The sequence below is a fragment of the Thermohalobacter berrensis genome (genome assembly GCF_003609645.1).
GTDB classification, from domain to species: Bacteria; Bacillota; Clostridia; order Tissierellales; family Thermohalobacteraceae; genus Thermohalobacter; species Thermohalobacter berrensis.
In genome coordinates this window covers 35,480-53,941 of sequence record NZ_MCIB01000040.1, presented here as the reverse complement: position 1 = coordinate 53,941, position 18,462 = coordinate 35,480, and the positions used below count along the sequence as shown (strand labels likewise).

The 18,462-nt window shown below is 31.0% G+C and carries 17 protein-coding genes and 1 riboswitch; of the genes, 3 read left to right on the top strand and 14 right to left on the bottom strand.

Features of this window, described 5'->3' with window-relative positions:
- Positions 1–22 precede the first annotated feature (22 nt).
- Positions 23–1,216, top strand: coding sequence for a [FeFe] hydrogenase H-cluster maturation GTPase HydF (gene hydF, locus BET03_RS13215; protein WP_120170767.1), 1,194 nt, complete (start codon positions 23–25; stop codon positions 1,214–1,216).
- A gap of 277 nt (positions 1,217–1,493) precedes the next feature.
- Here the strand turns inward: hydF and BET03_RS13210 are convergent, their stop codons facing one another.
- A complete protein-coding gene (locus BET03_RS13210; protein ID WP_120170766.1) occupies positions 1,494–2,240 on the bottom strand; it encodes an ATP-binding protein in 747 nt (248 codons plus the stop codon).
- A gap of 122 nt (positions 2,241–2,362) precedes the next feature.
- Between BET03_RS13210 and BET03_RS13205 the strand changes: the two genes are divergently transcribed.
- Positions 2,363–3,040, top strand: coding sequence for a Crp/Fnr family transcriptional regulator (locus BET03_RS13205; protein ID WP_120170765.1), 678 nt, complete (start codon positions 2,363–2,365; stop codon positions 3,038–3,040).
- Between the two features lie 71 nt (positions 3,041–3,111).
- Here BET03_RS13205 and hcp read toward each other — a convergent pair whose 3' ends face one another.
- From hcp to ptsG, 8 genes are all read right to left on the bottom strand, one after another.
- Positions 3,112–4,764, bottom strand: coding sequence for a hydroxylamine reductase (gene hcp, locus BET03_RS13200; RefSeq protein WP_243096952.1), 1,653 nt, complete (start codon positions 4,762–4,764; stop codon positions 3,112–3,114).
- Positions 4,765–4,843: 79 nt separating this feature from the next.
- Positions 4,844–5,170 carry a cupin domain-containing protein gene (locus tag BET03_RS13195; protein ID WP_120170764.1) on the bottom strand — a complete coding sequence of 109 codons (327 nt, stop codon included), beginning with the start codon at positions 5,168–5,170 and terminating at the stop codon, positions 4,844–4,846.
- An 86-nt stretch (positions 5,171–5,256) separates the two neighbouring features.
- Positions 5,257–6,144, bottom strand: coding sequence for a homoserine kinase (thrB, locus tag BET03_RS13190; RefSeq protein ID WP_120170763.1), 888 nt, complete (start codon positions 6,142–6,144; stop codon positions 5,257–5,259).
- 8 nt (positions 6,145–6,152) lie between these two features.
- Positions 6,153–7,643 carry a threonine synthase gene (gene thrC / locus BET03_RS13185; protein ID WP_279230414.1) on the bottom strand — a complete coding sequence of 497 codons (1,491 nt, stop codon included), beginning with the start codon at positions 7,641–7,643 and terminating at the stop codon, positions 6,153–6,155.
- A gap of 377 nt (positions 7,644–8,020) precedes the next feature.
- Positions 8,021–8,614, bottom strand: a complete 594-nt coding sequence (locus BET03_RS13180; RefSeq protein WP_120170762.1) for a nitroreductase family protein — start codon at positions 8,612–8,614, stop codon at positions 8,021–8,023.
- An 86-nt stretch (positions 8,615–8,700) separates the two neighbouring features.
- Positions 8,701–10,080 (bottom strand): hypothetical protein, encoded by a 1,380-nt coding sequence (locus BET03_RS13175; RefSeq protein WP_120170761.1) that lies wholly within the window; start codon positions 10,078–10,080, stop codon positions 8,701–8,703.
- 394 nt (positions 10,081–10,474) lie between these two features.
- On the bottom strand, positions 10,475–11,488 hold the full coding sequence (locus BET03_RS13170; RefSeq protein WP_120170760.1) for a calcium/sodium antiporter: 1,014 nt from the start codon (positions 11,486–11,488) through the stop codon (positions 10,475–10,477).
- A gap of 33 nt (positions 11,489–11,521) precedes the next feature.
- Positions 11,522–11,658: riboswitch (yybP-ykoY riboswitch) on the bottom strand.
- 101 nt (positions 11,659–11,759) lie between these two features.
- Positions 11,760–13,286: a glucose-specific PTS transporter subunit IIBC gene (ptsG, locus tag BET03_RS13165; protein WP_120170759.1), complete on the bottom strand. Its 1,527-nt coding sequence runs from the start codon at positions 13,284–13,286 to the stop codon at positions 11,760–11,762.
- Between the two features lie 388 nt (positions 13,287–13,674).
- Between ptsG and BET03_RS13160 the strand changes: the two genes are divergently transcribed.
- Complete coding sequence (locus BET03_RS13160) at positions 13,675–14,808, top strand: aldo/keto reductase (protein ID WP_120170758.1); 1,134 nt, start codon at positions 13,675–13,677, stop codon at positions 14,806–14,808.
- 79 nt (positions 14,809–14,887) lie between these two features.
- On the opposite strand, the gene BET03_RS13155 is transcribed toward BET03_RS13160, so the two are convergent.
- From BET03_RS13155 to BET03_RS13135, 5 genes are all read right to left on the bottom strand, one after another.
- On the bottom strand, positions 14,888–15,655 hold the full coding sequence (locus BET03_RS13155; RefSeq protein ID WP_120170757.1) for an energy-coupling factor ABC transporter ATP-binding protein: 768 nt from the start codon (positions 15,653–15,655) through the stop codon (positions 14,888–14,890).
- 4 nt (positions 15,656–15,659) lie between these two features.
- Positions 15,660–16,400, bottom strand: coding sequence for a cobalt ECF transporter T component CbiQ (gene cbiQ / locus BET03_RS13150; protein WP_120170756.1), 741 nt, complete (start codon positions 16,398–16,400; stop codon positions 15,660–15,662).
- Complete coding sequence (gene cbiM, locus BET03_RS13145; protein WP_120170755.1) at positions 16,400–17,041, bottom strand: cobalt transporter CbiM; 642 nt, start codon at positions 17,039–17,041, stop codon at positions 16,400–16,402. Before cbiM ends, cbiQ begins: the two co-directional genes overlap by 1 nt.
- A 6-nt stretch (positions 17,042–17,047) precedes the next feature.
- Positions 17,048–17,476: a carboxypeptidase-like regulatory domain-containing protein gene (locus tag BET03_RS13140; RefSeq protein WP_120170754.1), complete on the bottom strand. Its 429-nt coding sequence runs from the start codon at positions 17,474–17,476 to the stop codon at positions 17,048–17,050.
- Between the two features lie 87 nt (positions 17,477–17,563).
- Positions 17,564–18,382 carry a DUF4382 domain-containing protein gene (locus BET03_RS13135; RefSeq protein WP_120170753.1) on the bottom strand — a complete coding sequence of 273 codons (819 nt, stop codon included), beginning with the start codon at positions 18,380–18,382 and terminating at the stop codon, positions 17,564–17,566.
- Positions 18,383–18,462 lie beyond the last annotated feature (80 nt).

Genomic DNA, 18,462 nt, shown 5'->3' with positions numbered 1-18,462 from the left:
ACTTACGAAAGGAAGATTACTTATGATGAACACACCAAAGGCTAATAGAATGCACATAGCCATATTTGGTAAGAGAAACTCGGGAAAATCTACTTTAATTAATGCAATTACAGGGCAAAGTATAGCAGTAGTATCTGAAGTAGCAGGTACTACAACAGATCCAGTATATAAAGCAATGGAACTTTTACCAATAGGTCCTGTAGTTATTATAGATACTGCAGGTCTTGATGATGAGGGAGCAGTTGGTGAACTAAGGATTAAAAAGACTAAAGAGGTAATGGATAAAACTGACCTTGCCCTATTGGTTTTTAACTCTGTAGATGAAGACATTTCTCTAGAAAAAGAATGGTATAGTGAACTTAAGAAAAGGGAAGTACCTATAATTGGTGTAATAAATAAAATAGATATAAAGGATATTGATAGTAAGGCTTTAGAAGATAAGTTTGATATACCTTTTGTCAAAGTAAGTGCAAAGGATAAGATTAATATAGGTAAACTTAAAGAGGCTATCCAAATCCATGCACCTAAGGATTTTGAAAAGAAATATATAGTTGGAGACATAATTAAGCCTAAGGATACAGTAGTACTAGTGGCACCACAGGATATTCAAGCACCAAAGGGTAGATTAATCCTACCTCAAGTTCAAACTATAAGGGATATACTTGACCATGACGGACTTGCCTTAACTGTAAAGGATAGTGAGCTTGAGGATATACTAAAGGTACTAAATAAAAAGCCTGATTTAGTAATTACAGACTCTCAGGTTTTCCCAAAGGTTAATAAGATTCTTCCTAAAGATGTACCTTTAACATCCTTCTCTATCCTTATGGCAAGGTATAAAGGAGATCTAGATACTTTAATAGAAGGTGCAAAGCATATTGACAAGCTAAAATCAGGAGATAAGGTTTTAATTGCAGAATCTTGTACTCATCGTCCTCTTAAAGGAGATATTGGCCGTGAAAAGATACCTAACTGGCTTAGAGAGAGGACTGGTGTAGATTTAGATATAACAGTTAATGCTGGAGTAGATTATCCTGAGGATTTAACAGAATACAATCTAATAGTTCATTGTGGTGCTTGTATGTTTAACAGAAAGAAGATGATGACAAGAATAATAAGAGCTAGATCTCAAAATGTACCTATAACAAATTACGGAATAGCAATAGCATACATGAAGGGTATGCTTGATAGGGTAATAGAGGTATTTAAAAAATAATTTGGATAATTTTAAAATAAAACTAAAAATAGAAGTGGGTTTCTCCCACTTCTATTTTTGTGATTTTATCAAAATATAGATACTAATCATTAAAAATGGTAATAGTTTTAATATTGGACTAAATTCTGATTGAAATAATCCTAATATAAAATAAATTATAACTAGAACGGAAAAAATTATTAATAAAACAAATCTCTCTTTATTACTTATTTTTTTCCCCATATAAACTACCTCACTTTATATATGGACATATATATTCTACTTTATAACCATTATTCTAAGAAATTATTTCTCCTTCAGGACTAATAATTACTTCACTATATGGTACTATTTGCTTAGCTTCTAGCATTGCTTCCTTTACTACATGAACAATTCCACTACAACATGGAACCATCATACGAACAACTTTTATGCTTTTTATATTGTTATTTTTAAACATATCTATTAGCTTTTCTTTGTAATATTCAATATTGTCTAGTTTAGGACAGCCGATAATAGTTATTCTTCCCTTAATAAAATCCTTGTGGAAGTTAGCATAGGCATAAGCTGTACAGTCTGCTGCAATAAGTAAGTCTGCATTTTCAAGGTATGGTGCTCTACTATTAATTAGATTTAATTGTACTGGCCATTGTCTTAATTCTGAGCCCTCATTATATCCATCTTCTTTTATTTCATTCTCTTTAGTTTCTTTATCTTGAGTATCTCTATTAATTAGTTTTGCTGCTGATCCTGGACATCCACAAGGTAATCTATTATCTTCTTTTTGGGCTTTTTCTTTTTCCTCTAATTCTTCAATTCTTCTTTTAACAGCTTCTTCATCAAAAGGCTTTGCCTCTCTTTCAATAATACTTATAGCCCCTGTTGGACATTCTGGAAGACAATCTCCTAATCCATCACAATATTCATCCTTTACAAGCTTTGCCTTTCCATCTACCATTTCAATTGCCCTTTCGTGGCATGCATCAACACATAATCCGCATCCATTACATTTTTCTTCATCTATATGAATAATTTTTCTTTTCATTCATAATCACTCCTTTTATTGATTTTCTAATTTTATTATAATAAGATTAAACTAAAAAGTCGGTAACTTATGTTACCTTTTGTAACCAAATTTAAAATTTTATATTTTACAGGAGGTTCTTTATGCCTAATATTGAAAAAATATTGAGTAAAAGTTCCCTTTTTAAGGGTCTAGACGAAAAAAGTATATCAGATATTATAGAAAAAATTAATTATAAAGTAAATAAATTTTCAAAAAATCAAACAATTGCAATAGAGGGAGATGACTGTAAAAGTATCGGAATAGTTTTAAAGGGAAGTATACACATTCAAAAAATTTATCCCTCTGGAAAAACAGTAACTATAAACAGAATAAGTAAAGGTGGTATATTTGGAGAGGTAATTATTTTCTCAAACATGAATGAATACCCTGCAACTATCGTTGCAGTGGAAAATACGGAAATAATGTTTATATATAAACATGAAATCTTAAAATTATGCAGTACAAATACACATATACTAAATAACTTTATGGAGCTTTTATCAAACAAAATTCTAATGTTAAACAGAAAGTTAAAAAGCCTCTCATATCATACAATAAGGGAAAAAATATCAAGTTTTCTTTTAGAGGAATATAGCAAACAAAAAAGCCAAACTATTAAAATTAAGCTTTCTAGAAAGGAAATGGCTGAACGCTTTGGAATACCTAGACCATCCCTTTCCCGGGAATTGGCTAAAATGAAAAAGGAAGGGTTAATTGATTTTGATAGAAAAACAGTAAAAATATTAGATATTGATAAACTTGAGGATGAATTATTTTAACCGTTTTTTACAGTTAATTAAAAAGCTGATGGATTAATCCATCAGCTTTTTAAAGCATATAAACTATTTATTTACTCTGCCATAAACATTTCTACATCTTTATCAGCTTCACTTATTCCACCTATACCAAACTTTTCTACTAGAACTTTAGCTACATTCTCTGATAAGAATGCTGGTAGCGTTGGACCTAGGTGTATGTTTTTAACTCCTAGATATAATAGAGCTAGTAATACTATTACAGCTTTTTGCTCATACCAAGCAATATTGTATGCAATTGGTAAGTCATTTATATCTTCTAGTTCAAATACTTCTTTTAACTTCATAGCTATTACTGCTAATGAGTATGAGTCATTACATTGACCTGCATCTAGTACCCTTGGAATTCCTCCAATATCCCCTAAGTCAAGCTTATTATATCTATATTTTGCACATCCAGCTGTAAGGATTACTGTATCCTTCGGAAGTTTTTCAGCAAATTCTGTGTAATATTCTCTATCTTTCATTCTTCCGTCACAACCAGCCATTACAAAGAACTTCTTAATAGCGCCTGATTTAACTGCCTCTACTACCTTATCAGCAAGGGCTAAAACCTGATTGTGTGCAAATCCACCAACTATTTCTCCCTTCTCAATTTCAACTGGTGGTTCACATTTTTTAGCATGCTCAATTATTTCTGAAAAGTCTTTTGTTCCATCTTCTTTTTCCTCAATATATTTTATTCCATCAAATCCAACAGGACCTGCAGCATAAACTCTATCCTTGTAAGAATCTTTTGGTGGAACTAAACAGTTAGTTGTCATTAGAATTGGTCCATTAAACTTTTCAAACTCTTCTTTTTGCTTCCACCATGCATTACCATAGTTTCCTACGAAATGGTCATACTTTTTAAATGCTGGATAATAATTTGCTGGAAGCATTTCACTATGTGTATATACATCTACACCAGTATCCTTTGTCTGTTCTAATAGTTGTTCTAAGTCCTTTAAGTCGTGTCCACTAATTAATATACCCGGTCTATTTCTTACACCTATATTTACCTTTGTTATTTCAGGATTACCATAAGTAGAAGTATTAGCTTTGTCTAATAATGCTAATGCATCTACACCATACTTACCAGTTTCTAGAGTAAGATTAACTAAGTCGTCTGCTGTTAGAGAATCATCTAAAGTTGCAGCTAAAGCCTTTTGCATAAAAGTAAATATATCTTCACTATTATAACCTAAATTATCAGCGTGATAACTATATGCTGCCATTCCCTTAACACCGTAAGTAATAAGCTCCCTTAATGATCTTACATCTTCATTTTCAGTAGTTAAAACTCCTACCTCTTCTGCCTTTTTATCAAATTCTTCTTCTGTTGCTTTCCAGTGTGCTGCATCATGAGTTATATCTGAAGTATCTATTCCCTTTTCTTCTAATTCTTTAGCTAATTTATCTCTTAAATCTAAGGCTTCCTTAACCTTTAATATAAAATCATTTCTAGCAAAGTTAGCATTAGTAATAGTCATAAATAATGATTCCATTACAAACTTATCTACATCCTCTTTATTAATACCATTATCCTTAGCCTTTAAGTTATACATTGAAATTCCCTTTAGAACATAGATAAGTAAATCTTGAAGGTTAGCTACATCAGCTGTCTTTCCACATACTCCTCTTACAGTACATCCCTTTCCTCTTGAAGCCTCTTGACATTGAAAACAAAACATTTTGGCATTATTCATAAATAAAACCCCCTTTTTATTTTTCAAAACTTTCAAACATTATTTTTATTACCCTGTATTTCTATACATAAACTATGATTTACTTTTTATCATAGTTTTTAGGACTTGGCGCCTTAACTACAAAAAACTCTAATATATCATCATGAAGATTTTTAACATTCATTTTTGTGTTATATGGAATATTAAGAATTTTGCCTGCCATATACTCCTTAGTATCTTGGTCGTCTAATTTAATAGACATTGTTCCTCTAATAATTATCATGTACACATTGGAGTTTGAATAGTGTTCTGGAAGTCCTGTATCTTTAGTAAGTATCATATGATTTATTGCAGCATTTTCATCATTTACTATTTTTTCTATCATTTTTGTTTCTGAATTTTTAAATTCATATACTTTTTCTATCACTTTATCCCTCCTATCATTAGTTGTTTTTATTATATGATTAAAAACAAAAAAAATCCGTAACAAAAGTTACGGATATGAAAAGTATTTTAAGTATTTTCTATAACAACACCATTATAATCAATTTGTAATTCTTTTACTTCCCAATTATCTTCTAAGTTATAAAGGAATTTTTTTATGTTATTATAAAAATCTTTATTATCCTCTTCTAAAACTGCCATAATAGTTGGTCCAGCACCACTTAAAAACGTCCCTAAACTATCTAATTTTTCACATTCTCTAACTATATTGTGATAATTTCTTATAAGATTTCCCCTATAGTTTTCATGTAATTTGTCTTTACTTGCTATTTTTATTAAATCAAATTGACCATTAGTAAGTGCAGAAATCATTAAAGATACTCTTCCAACATTAAATACTCCATCTTCATAATCAATCTTTTTAGGAAGGACAGCCCTTGCCTTAGCTGTAGATAACTGAAAGTCTGGGATTAGAGTACAAAATTTTAATCCTTTTTGGATTTTTATATTACTATAATAAACCCTATTTTTTTCATATACAGAAGCTGTCATTCCTCCAAATAGTGCAGGAGTAACATTATCTGGGTGACCTTCTATTTCTGTTGCTAACTGTAATATTTCCTCTCTATTTAACCCTGCAGATGCTATTTCATTTGCACCAATAACCCCAGCTAATATACATGCTGCACTACTTCCTAACCCCCTTGAAACAGGTATTTGACCTTTTATATTAATTTTTATTCCCTTATATTTATATCCCAGTTTTTCAAAGGATTTTTTCATTGCCGAATAAACTAAGTTATTTTCATTACAAAACTTATCTTCACATCCCTCAATTATTACTCCTTTTTCTATTTCCTCAATAAAAAAAGTATTATACATATTAAGGGCTATTCCTAAACAGTCAAAACCTGGACCAATATTGGCACTTGTAGCTGGAACCCTTATTTTAATCATATTATCACCTAACCTAATAATATTTTCTCTACAACCTTTTTCATTTCATTCTTCTTACAAACCCTTCTATGGATAACTTCTCTATTTTTAATATCCTCTATAGCTTTTGGTGTCTTTAAGTTTGTATATTTTGATAATTTGTCTATTAGTTGGAAGTCAGTAAAATTATTATTGTCTCCATTAAGGGCTTCGTAGACACTTCTAGTGAATTTAAATGGACTTGCCGTTGATGCAATAACTGTTTTAGTATTATCTAACGTATTTCTCTTATATTTTGTATATACTGAATAGGCAACTGCTGTATGAGTATCTATTACATATCCTGTTAATTGATAAACCTCTTTTATAGCCCTATAGGTTTCTTCCTCAGTTGCATATTCTCCATAGAAATTTTTTAATTTATCCTTCATTTTTCTTGGTATTTTAAATTCCCCTTCAGATTTTAACTTTTCCATTAAATCTTTTATAAGTTCTGCATCTCGACCACTTATCTCAAATAAAAGCCTTTCTAGATTACTTGAGATAAGAATATCCATAGAGGGTGAACTTGTAAGTATAAGTTTTCTATTACTGTTATATACACCTGTTTTAAAAAAGTCATAAAGAACATTGTTTTCATTAGATGCACATATAAGCTTATTTATTGGTAATCCCATGTTTTTAGCATAAAAGGCTGCTAATATATTACCAAAGTTCCCAGTAGGGACAACTATATTTATCTTTTCTCCTTTACTAATTTTTGAATCCCTTAATAGTTTTAAATATGCATAAACATAATATACAATTTGAGGAATTAACCTTCCTATATTAATTGAATTAGCTGATGAAAATGTATAGTTGTTTTCCTGAAGCTTTTTATTAAATTCTCTATCCTTAAATATCTCTTTTACTCCCCTTTGTGCATCATCAAAATTACCCTCTATTCCTATAACAAAGGTGTTTTTCCCTTTTTGAGTTATCATTTGTCTTTCCTGAATTTTGCTAACTCCGTCTTTAGGATAAAATACTATTATTTTAGTACCCTCTACATTTGCAAAACCTTCTAAGGCAGCCTTTCCTGTATCCCCTGATGTGGCTGTAAGTATTACTACTTCTTTATTAATATTTAATTTTCTCATTGCCTCCTTTATAAAATAGGGTAATATTGATAAGGCCATATCCTTAAAGGCAAGGGTTGGTCCATGATACAATTCTAAGAAATGCAAATTATCCTTTTCTACTAAAGGTACTATTTCCTTTTTTTGAAATTTTTCATCATAGGCATTATTAACACATCTTATTAGTTCATTGTCATTAAAATCTGATAAGTATTTCTTTAATATATAAAGGGCAAGCTCTCTATAGTCTTTATTTAGTAGATTTTCTAGTGGTATATCAAGCTTAGGAAAGATCTCTGGTACATATAATCCCCCATCATCTGCAATCCCTTTTACTATAGCCTCTGAAGAAGTGATTTTTCGTACCCCTCCCCTTGTACTCTCATAATATATTCCTGCCATTTTACCCCTCCAAACTTCTATAATATTATATTAATAATACAATTTTTTGAATATTTGTACAAGTAGTTGTTTGAAAAAGACAGAACAAATGCGTCTGACGACGCTTTGTTAGCCCTCAGCCCCTAGCTCTTAGTTTTAAGGTCAATCTTTAGGGATAAAAACATTATTTTATAGTAAATGTTTATAATTTATTGTATGCCTTGAATTCACTTAGATTCACACGTGCAATTTCTTGTAAAAAAATGTTTGAACTCCTAAACAGGAACAAAATCTACTTTGTCGATTTGTTAGTTAGTTGTTATTCTTCCTTTTTTCAGCAATTCATAGAAATATACTTTTCTAGACATTAAAACAGCGAGCAAAGCTCGCTGTTTTAACTACATTACTGGAGGAATTCCCGTTATAATATTTTCATTATTGTTAGAGATATTTTCTGTATATGGTCTTCCCCATCCATTTAAAAATACGTATTCTCTAACATCTTTTTTAGAATGATGAGCATTTTCTTCTGCAACCTCTCCTATTGGTGTCATCGCCACTACTCTAAAATTGTTTGGAATAGATAAAATCTCCCTTACTCTATCCTCATCAAAAGCTCCAATCCAACAGGTACCATATCCTTCATTAGTAGCTGCAAGAACAAAATGCTCCATAGCAATAGCACTATCTACTAAATAGTATTCCCTATCTGCCATAACTCCTGATTCTTGTGGGTTGGCTACAACTACTGCCACCATAGGTGCTTGCCTTACTGCCATTGCTGCCTCATTTGTATCATTTCTAATTGTTTGTGCTAACATTTCTTTTTCATTTCCATCATTTATTAGAATAAATCTATATGATGTATTATCCTTCCATGAAGGTGCCATCATAGCAGCATTTATCATCCTTGCTAAACTGTTTTCATTAACAGGTGTACTTTTAAAATTTCTTATACTTCTTCTGTTTTTTATTACTTCATAAAATTGCATATAATCACACTCCTTCAAAACTAGTATGTACAGTTGGAGTATGATTAATGCAAAAAAGTATTTATGAAAATTCGTTGCTTATTTTTCTATTCTCTTATATATGATAATCCATATCCAAACATCCTTTGCATTATTGCTTCATTAACCTTATCATAATCTTCCAGTTCTTTTCCTGATACAGGTATATCACCCTTCATTAGTTTTGAAAATGCTATAAGACCTCTACCTGCTTCAAATTGCCTTTCTTCAATATAGGTATTATTAAAATAGCCTTCTATATCCTTAACAATATATCTAACCTTCACTATAGGATTTTGTTCATCTATTTTTCCAATAGGATAATAGGACTGGTCTTTATATGAAATATCAATTATTTTTCCTTCCATTAGATATTCTTTCCCATCTATTTCTATATTTTGAAACCATCTATTCCCTGTTTCAATCGGTAATTTTAGTATTATTAAATTTTTTAATATTGAGTTAACCCTTTTTTCATCAGTCCTTGTATTACTTATAACCTCTTCTGTAACTGTTCCATTTTGATAGTTTAGAGTATATAAGACTTTAAATTCTCCTCCTAGTCCGGAACCATCTTCATAATCTCCTAAAAATTCATATATAGCCTTTGTTTCATCCTCTGATACTTTTCTTAATACTCCTGAATGGCCATATTCTGCTAATCCATGATATACAAGCCTTTTTTCTAATGGTGGTAGGTATTTTTTCATATTTAAATAATTATTATATCCACTGGCCTTTCCATATAAAGAATATCCGATTGTGAAATTTTCTTCATTTCCTTTATATAACCTCTCAAAGCTTATTACTCCTACACCTTCTTTTATTTCTCTTTTTTCATAATAATCGCCTTTTGTATCTTCATATCTAACAGAATAAACCTTTTTCCCATTCTCTTCTTTAATATCCTCAATGAAACATCTCAACTTATATTTATTACCGTCTTCATCTTCAAGCTTTTGATCCCACTTATTTCCCTCTTCAAGGGGAGTTTTTATTAAAGTTAATGAATTAAAAATTGAATCCATCATCTTTTCTTCCCTTTTTGTTTGAATTAACTCTCCATCCTTAATTGTATATATTATCTCTAAGTTAAAGTTTCCTTTAGCTTCTCCCCCTGAAGGATCAAATATTTTTCCATTTACTGAATAAATAGTTCTATCCTCTAATTCTGTGATACTTTTTAAATCCATCTGATGTCCATACTCAGCAAATCCACTATATATCCATTTATAATCTTCTCTTTGAGGAAGTAGTCTTTTTAATTGTGCATTTTCCTCAGTATAATCAGTCTTTTTGTTATCTTTATTATCATTTTCCATTTTCGGCTTTTCTGCACCATTGTTAGATTCTTCTTTTATATTCCCATTTGTACAAGCACTTACTTGAATTAAAATTATTAATATTATAAAAATGCTAAAAGTTCTTTTTATAACATTCTTTAACACTATGATTAACCTCCATTTTTACTTAATAATTAAAATTTCTTTATTATATAATTACCCTAATGTATATTTTTATGCAGTTATTGTTGAAACAAAAAAAGCTGATGGATTGAATCCATCAGCAACGATTGATAAAAGCAGTTGTTAGTTGTTAGTTCTTAGCTCTCAGCTCTCAGCAAAACTAAAATTTTTTTGCTAGGAACCAAGAGCTAACAACTGTACTTTACTAACAACTAACTACATGCTACTAACTTATTCTAATTGTCAATTGCCTTTAATCTCGTGTTTCGTGATTTTTGTACTAAATCGCACATTAAAATGTGCTCTACGTTTTTTGTTCCTAATTTTTTTATCTAATTATAATTGTCAATTGTCCATTGTAAATTGTCAATTGTTTTTAAACGTAGCTTAATGCAGTTATTAGTATATATGTTCCTAATAATATTAGACCGAATGGACGCTTCAATTCATCCTTTGAATAAATAGAGCCTACCCTAAATACAGTTAATATAAATATCATAGCTGGGAAATATAGTTTAAAGAAATCTACAGGAACTTGAATTCCATTTTTTGAAAAACTTGCTGCTGAACCTATAACAAAGAGGATATTTAATATATCAGCTCCAACAACATTTCCAACAGCTAATTCACCATGTCCCTTTAAAGCAGCTGTAACTGAAGTCACAAGTTCAGGTAGTGATGTTCCAAAGGCTACTAGTGTAGCTGCAATTATACTCTCAGGTACATTAAGCCTAATAGCCGTTTCTTGAGCAGTTGGGATTAATACTTTAGAAGAAACAATAACTAATGTAATTCCAAGTACAAACTTTACAAATATAGCTAACTTGTTTGAATCTTCTTCTGAACTTTCAACTGTTGCTGCTACAGATTCTTCCTTGGCATTTACAGTTGAAAAGTATATATAAGCAATTAATAGTCCGACAAAAAGGAAACCTGTAACTCTAGAAATATGGCCTCCATTTATAAAGATATCGCCTATTGTGCCATATGGTAAAGAGAATAAAACTAAAAGTATCCCTGCTCCAAACTGAATCCATCCATGTCTATTTACAATATTTTTCTGTAAAGGAAGAGGTGATATTAATGTGGCTATTCCTAGAATAAGTCCTGTATCACATATAACTGAACCTACTGCATTACCTAAAGCTAAGCCAGGGTTCCCATATATTGCTGCCATTACCGATACAGAGGCCTCTGGAAGTGTTGTTCCAAGGCTTACAATAGTAGCACCAATTATCATTTTAGGAATACCAAGCCTTTCAGAAAGTGCAACAGCCTCATCCACTAATAGGTCTGCACCTTTACTTAAAGTATATAAAGATACAGCTATAATGATAAATAGTGCATATAAAGGTAATCCTTGAACAAAACTCTCAATAAATGTTTCCATAATTTCACCTTCTTTTTATATTTTAATTGACAAATTAAAAGACTTGCGCGTAACATAAAAAGATGTTACACACAAGTCTCACTTTTTAAAATTAAGCCAGGTAAAATATCACCACGATGTTGACTTAATTCCACTTATATAAGTGGTAGTTACTCCCCTGTGATTTCTAAGGTTTAAGTAACGTATTTATTTCCTTCCATATTATAATATAATAGATTTTCCATTAAATTGTCAATGAAATTTTATACATATTTATGCTAACTTTTCTTTTTTATGCAGAAACCGGTGTTTTACCAGAAATAATGTCCTTTATTTGACCCTTTATTGTATCAGATTGTGGTCCAAATATAATTTGGAAATTGTTTCCTACCTGCATAACTCCTGAAGCACCTAAATTTTCTAATTCCTCTTTATCAACCTTTGATGCTTCATTAACTGTAACTCTTAATCTTGTTATACAAGCATCTAACTTGCTTATATTTTCTGCTCCTCCTAATGCCTTTAATACTCCGTAGGCAAGGTCTGCTCCTTTAACATCTGTAGTATTAGACTCTTTAACCTCTTCTTCTCTACCTGGAGTTTTTAAGTTGAATTTTCTAATTACAAATCTAAATCCAAAGTAGTAGATTACTGAGAATGCTAATCCTACAGGGATTACTAACCACCATGCAGTTCTATTTGGAAGAACTCCAAATAATAGGAAGTCTATAACTCCACCTGAGAAAGTCATACCTATTTTTACATTTAATATGTGCATTAACATAAATGATAGTCCAGCAAATATAGTGTGTATTGCAAATAATGCTGGTGCTACGAATAAGAATGAGAACTCAATTGGTTCAGTAATACCAGTTAAGAAAGATGTTAATGCAGCTGAAGCCATCATACCTGCAACTAATTTTTTCTTATCTTTTCTAGCTTCATGGTAAATAGCAAGGGCTGCTGCTGGTAAACCAAACATCATAAATGGGAACTTACCTGTCATGAATGTTCCAGCAGTTAACTTAACATTATCCTTTAATTGAGCAAAGAATATTAACTGGTCACCACGAACAATTTCTCCTGCTTTATTTACATATTCTCCAAACTCGAACCAGAATGGTGAATAGAATATATGATGTAATCCAAATGGTATTAGTGCTCTTTCAATTACCCCAAATATGAATGCAGCTAATGTTTTATTTGAATCAACCATACTATGTGAAAAAACATTCAATCCATTCTGAATTGGTGGCCATACAAATATCATTACAAGTCCTAATAATAGTGCTGCAACTGAAGTTGCAATTGGAACAAATCTTTTTCCTGCAAAGAATCCTAAGTATGATGGTAATTCTATATTATAATATTTTTTATACATAGTTGCTGCTAATATACCTACTATTATACCTCCAAATACTCCTGTCTGTAGTGTAGGAATACCTAAAACACTTGCATAAGCTTTACTTTCTCCAATCATCTCTGGTGTAATTCCAAGGGTAGTACCCATAGTAACATTCATTACTAAGAAACCTATAATTGCAGCAAGACCTGCAACTCCTTCTCCTTCAGAAAGACCAATAGCTACACCTACAGCAAATAATAATGCTAGGTTTGCAAACACTATAGCTCCTGCCTGTTCCATAACTCTAGCAACTAATTGAAACCAATCAGCACCTAAAGCTGGTATTTTAGCTAAAGTAGCTGGATTTTGAAAAGCATTTCCTAAAGCAAGTAATAAACCTGCTGCTGGTAATAAAGCAACTGGTAACATTAAAGCTTTACCTATTCTTTGTAAAGTTCCAAATGATTTTTTCATACCTTTTTGCTCCTTTCTTATGTTTGTTATGTTTTTGTTTTATTACTGTTTGTTATGTTTTTGTTTTATTACGTTTTCCGCGGAAAACAAAAAGGCATGAGCAAAAGTTTTGAGTAGAGTTTATATACAGGTATAACCCTTATATATAAATTCCCCACCTCAAACCTTTGCTCATGCCTGATCGAGTCAGTAACACGCAAAAGTTTTTCCGGAAATTATATCAATTTTTTACGTAACATAATATTAGCATAATCTTTTTTCTATTGCAAGCGTTTCCTAAAAATTTTTTAAAAATCTCTTTGCCAAAACTATAAATATTTGCCAATATTCTATGATATAATTAATACTAAATACTAAATTTTTGTATTAGAAGGGGGAGAAAAAAGTAATGCAGTATAGAAAATTTGGAAAATTAGATTTAGAGGTTTCTGCCTTAGGTTTTGGATGTATGCGCTTTCCAACTGTAGATAATGATAATAGTAAAATTGATGAAGAAGAAGCTATAAAAATGCTTAGATATGCAATAGATAATGGCGTTAACTATATAGATACAGCTTACCCATATCATCAAGGAAATAGTGAGCCACTTGTAGGGAAGGCCTTAAAGGATGGATATAGACAAAAGGTAAAACTTGCAACTAAAAACCCTGTTTGGCTCGTAAAGGAACATGAAGATTTTGATAAATATCTTAACGAGCAATTAGAAAAACTTGATACTGATTACATAGATTTTTATCTTCTACATGCCCTTGATAAACAAAAATGGGAAAAAATTAAGAATTTAAATGTCTTTGACTTTGTAGAAAGGGCATTAAAGGATGGAAGAATAAAATATATTGGATTTTCATTCCATGACAATATAAATTTATTTAAAGAAATAGTTGACTCCTATGACTGGGATTTTTGTCAAATACAGCTTAACTACATGGATGAAGAATATCAAGCTGGAATGGAAGGACTAAAATATGCAGCAGAAAAAGATCTTGCAGTTATTATAATGGAACCATTATTAGGAGGAAAACTGGCAAAGGAACCTAAGGGAGACATCAAGAAAATATGGGATAAATATTCTATAGACAAAACAGCTGCTGAACTTGCCTTAAGATGGGTATGGAATTTGCCAGAAGTTTCAGTAGTTTTAAGTGGTATGAGTACAATGGACCAAGTTAAAGAAAATATAGAGACTGCTAAAAGGGCTTTACCAAACTCTTTAACAGAAGAAGAAAAAGGATTAATAGAAGAAATCAAAACTTTTTATAATGAAAGAAATAAAGTTGCATGTACTGAATGTAAATACTGTATTCCTTGTCCAAATGATGTGGCTATACCAAGGATATTTAAGATTTATAATAATCTACACATGTATGATGCAAGGGAAGGTTTAAGACATTATAAGAAAATGATGGAAAAAAGTAACGATGCATCAGCTTGTGTTGAATGTGGTAAATGTGAAGAGGCATGTCCTCAAAACATAGAAATTATAAGACATCTTAAAGAAGCCCATACTGTATTAAGTAAATAAACTTATTAGCTCCTAGAAAAAACATTTTTAAGTTTTGAGTTGTTGAGGGATTCATAATCCCTCAACTTTTAATTTGTTTTTATTCTGCCTTTTTAATGTATTCATGATGATCTATTACATGAGGGATTAGAGAATGGGGTTTTTCTAATCCATGTGCTTCCATCAGATTTTCATCTCCTAATATTTCTTTTGGTTTTCCATCTGCAACTATTCTACCTTCATCTAAGAGAATTACTCTATTACATACTTCAAGTATAAATTCTAAATCATGTGAGGAAATAAGCATAGCATCTTGTTTCGAAGAATTAATAAAATTAATTAATTTCCTTCTATACCTAATATCAAGATTTGAAGTAGGCTCATCATAAATTACCAATTTTGATTCCATAGCTAGTACTCCTGCTATAGCAGCTAGTCGCTTTTCCCCTCCAGAAAGATGGTGTGGTGCTTTATCTTTCAGTTTTTCTATTCCTAAAATTTTAAGTGAATTATTAACCCTCTTTTTAACTTCTTCCCTAGATAACCCCATATTTGTAGGTCCAAAGGCTACATCTTCCCATACAGTTGGGCAAAAAAGCTGGTCATCTGTATTTTGAAAAACCATTCCTATATTTGGGTTAAATTTCCCCACCTTTACCTTTTTATCGTAAAGGATAATCTCACCCGATGAAGGCTTTTTTACACCAGAAATAAGCAAAAACAATGTAGTTTTTCCTGTTCCATTAGGTCCTATTATTCCTACCCTTTCACCAGAATAGATTTCTAGTGAAAGATTATTAATAATCTTCTCGTTCCTATTATATCCAAAAGAAATTTGTGAAACCTTAAGTACCGGTTTATTAGTCATTATCTTAAAATCCTCCCCAGCTTAAACCTATTTGAACAGTAATTAATCCTATTGAAATAGCTACAACTATAAAAACCCCTAATATATCACTTTTACACAATTTTAAATCCTGTTTTACACTTTCTTTATGTCCATATCCCCTTAGAATCATGGCATTATATACCTTTTCTGATTGTTCATAACTTCTAACAAGAATTGTTCCTACTAAAGAAACCAAGGATATTATATTCTTTAAACCCCTATTTCTAAAGCCTCTTAATCTCATTGAAATCTGCATTTTATTTAATTGCTTACCTATTTCAAATATATATCTATATGTAAATATGATTATATCAGTTAAAATTGCTGGAACTCCTAAAGAGTTTAATGCCCTTACAATATCAATAAAATGTGTAGTCTGAAATAATGTAACCATAATAGTTAAAATTGATAAAAACTTCGTTATAATGGTTAAAGCCCAGTATATTCCCTCTTTTTTTATTGATAAATAGCCTATAGTAAGAACTGTTTGCCCCTCCGAAAAAAACATCATAAATAGTCCCATTAATATCACAAAGGGAGCAGGAATAATCCACCTTTTTAGTAAAAGTGACAGTGGAAGCTTTGATAAATAATAGATTACAAGACTAATGAAAAATATTACAGGTAATAGTTCTATACTTTTTATAAAGGAAAAGGTAAATGCAAGTACCATAGCCCCTATAATTTTTAACTTTGGATTTAAGTTGTTTAATCCAATATCCATTATTTAGCCTCCAACATTTCAGGTTTTACTTTTTTGAGATAAATGAGTACAAAGGCTGTAAAAATACCCTCTATTATCATTAAAGGAATATGTGATATTACAAATGCTAAACTAGCTATTTTTTCTGCATTAACATCTATATTAGCAGGAATAAAAGTTATTACTATAGTATAAAAAAGAATTACACTAATTCCAATACTCAAAGAGCCAATAATAAAGCCTAATATACCATATTTTAAATTATTTTTATATAAAAACTTTTTGCCTATTGTATATGTATAATGGGCTAATATAGCAGGAAGTCCCAATATTATTGCGTTTACTCCTAAGGTTGTAAGTCCACCATGCTGAAACATGACTGCCTGGAAGAAAAGGGATATTAATACTGCTGGAAATGCATAGTATCCCAGTAATATTCCAAGTAAACCTGTTAGTACTAAATGAACACTAGCAGGAGGGATTGGAATACTAATCCATGAAGCAACAAAAAAAGCAGCTGTACCTAGGGAAGCCTTAGGTATTTCCTTTCTTGGGTCCTCTTTTTCCTTTATCTTTTTTAATGAATACCATGTAGCTAAACCAGTTAATCCATACCCTGAAGCACAAACTGCCACAGGTAAAATACCATCAGGAATATGCATACTAAATTACCTCCTAAAATATAGTGAAGTTCCTACTAACCCCCATACTACACAACCAATCATAAGTATTAACTGTAATGATGAATAACCTGTCTTTCCAGATGTAGCCATTTTTTCATCTATTGGTATGTAAATAGAAGTTCCATGGCCTGCTTTTCTAACCTGTATAGTCCAGTTACCCTTTTTTGAAGTATCAGGTATAAAGGTAAAATTTCCATTTTCATCACATACTCCCTTTTTCCATGGAGTTGAAGGGTTATCTGGAGCATAAATTATAACCTGAGCTCCTGCCATTGGCTTACCATTATCATATTTAGCAGTAATTTTATATGTAATATTGGCATTATATTCAATTTCAGCACCATGGGCATATATAAATGCAGGACTTATTATAAGTGTAACTAGAATTAGAGCAAAAAGTATGTTTTTGTACATATTACTCTCTCCTTATTATTAAATTAAAATATTGAAGGGCAGGATTGACTAATATCAATCCTGCATATATAAAGGGTATTTAAGATGTTATTCAAGTTCTACAGCATGACAATGGCCTTCTCCTACGTGTCCTAATCCAGGAAGTATATTAAGTAATTTATTATATTCAGTAGAAGTAAGCTTTTCTTTTAACTGACTCATATTAACCTCTACATATCCCTTTTCAGACATTTTTGCAAAGGGTTCAAATCCTAATGCTCCAAGATTTAAATCATCATTTTTATCTAATTCATAATCACCAAATAGATGATCAAAATGAAATGTCATCTCTAAATCAGCAGTTTTTCCTTCTTCAACAATTCCCTTTCTTTTATCTCCTATGTACTCTCCACCTAAAAACTTATACTCTTTACCTAATTGTATATTAAAGTTAATAGTTTTTCCATCTTTTTTAGCTTTTCCTATAAAGGTAAACACTCCACCTTTTCCTTTACCCTTAGTGCCTTCTATTACTTTCCATGATATTGCATTATAGTGGCCAACAGGCACATTATCAAGCTTTCCCACTAATATTGGTTTAGCATTTTCATCTCCCTTAGCAAGATCTACCATCATAGGACCATCTAAAGAAACTTTTGTATCTGACCTTATATCTTCCCCGCTGTGTGCATCATAAGGTGGATTTGTCTGATAAGCAGTAATATCATCTAAAGTGACATAAACATTATCAAAGGTAATTTTCCAACCATCCTTTGTGGTAAATCCCTTTCTAACAAAATCTTCTCCATTAGCAACAAATATTAATTCTCCAGTCTTTTTATTACTTGCCTTTGTAGATGTACATCCAGTTAAAATTAGTGATATAAGTAAAAGGGCTGTAATTAATAATGTAAGTAGTTTTTTCATGTTTATTTCCTCCTTTTTCTTTTAAAAATAAAAAGGCCCACAACTTTCCCTTCATAGGAAAGTAGTAGGCCTTCATTGCC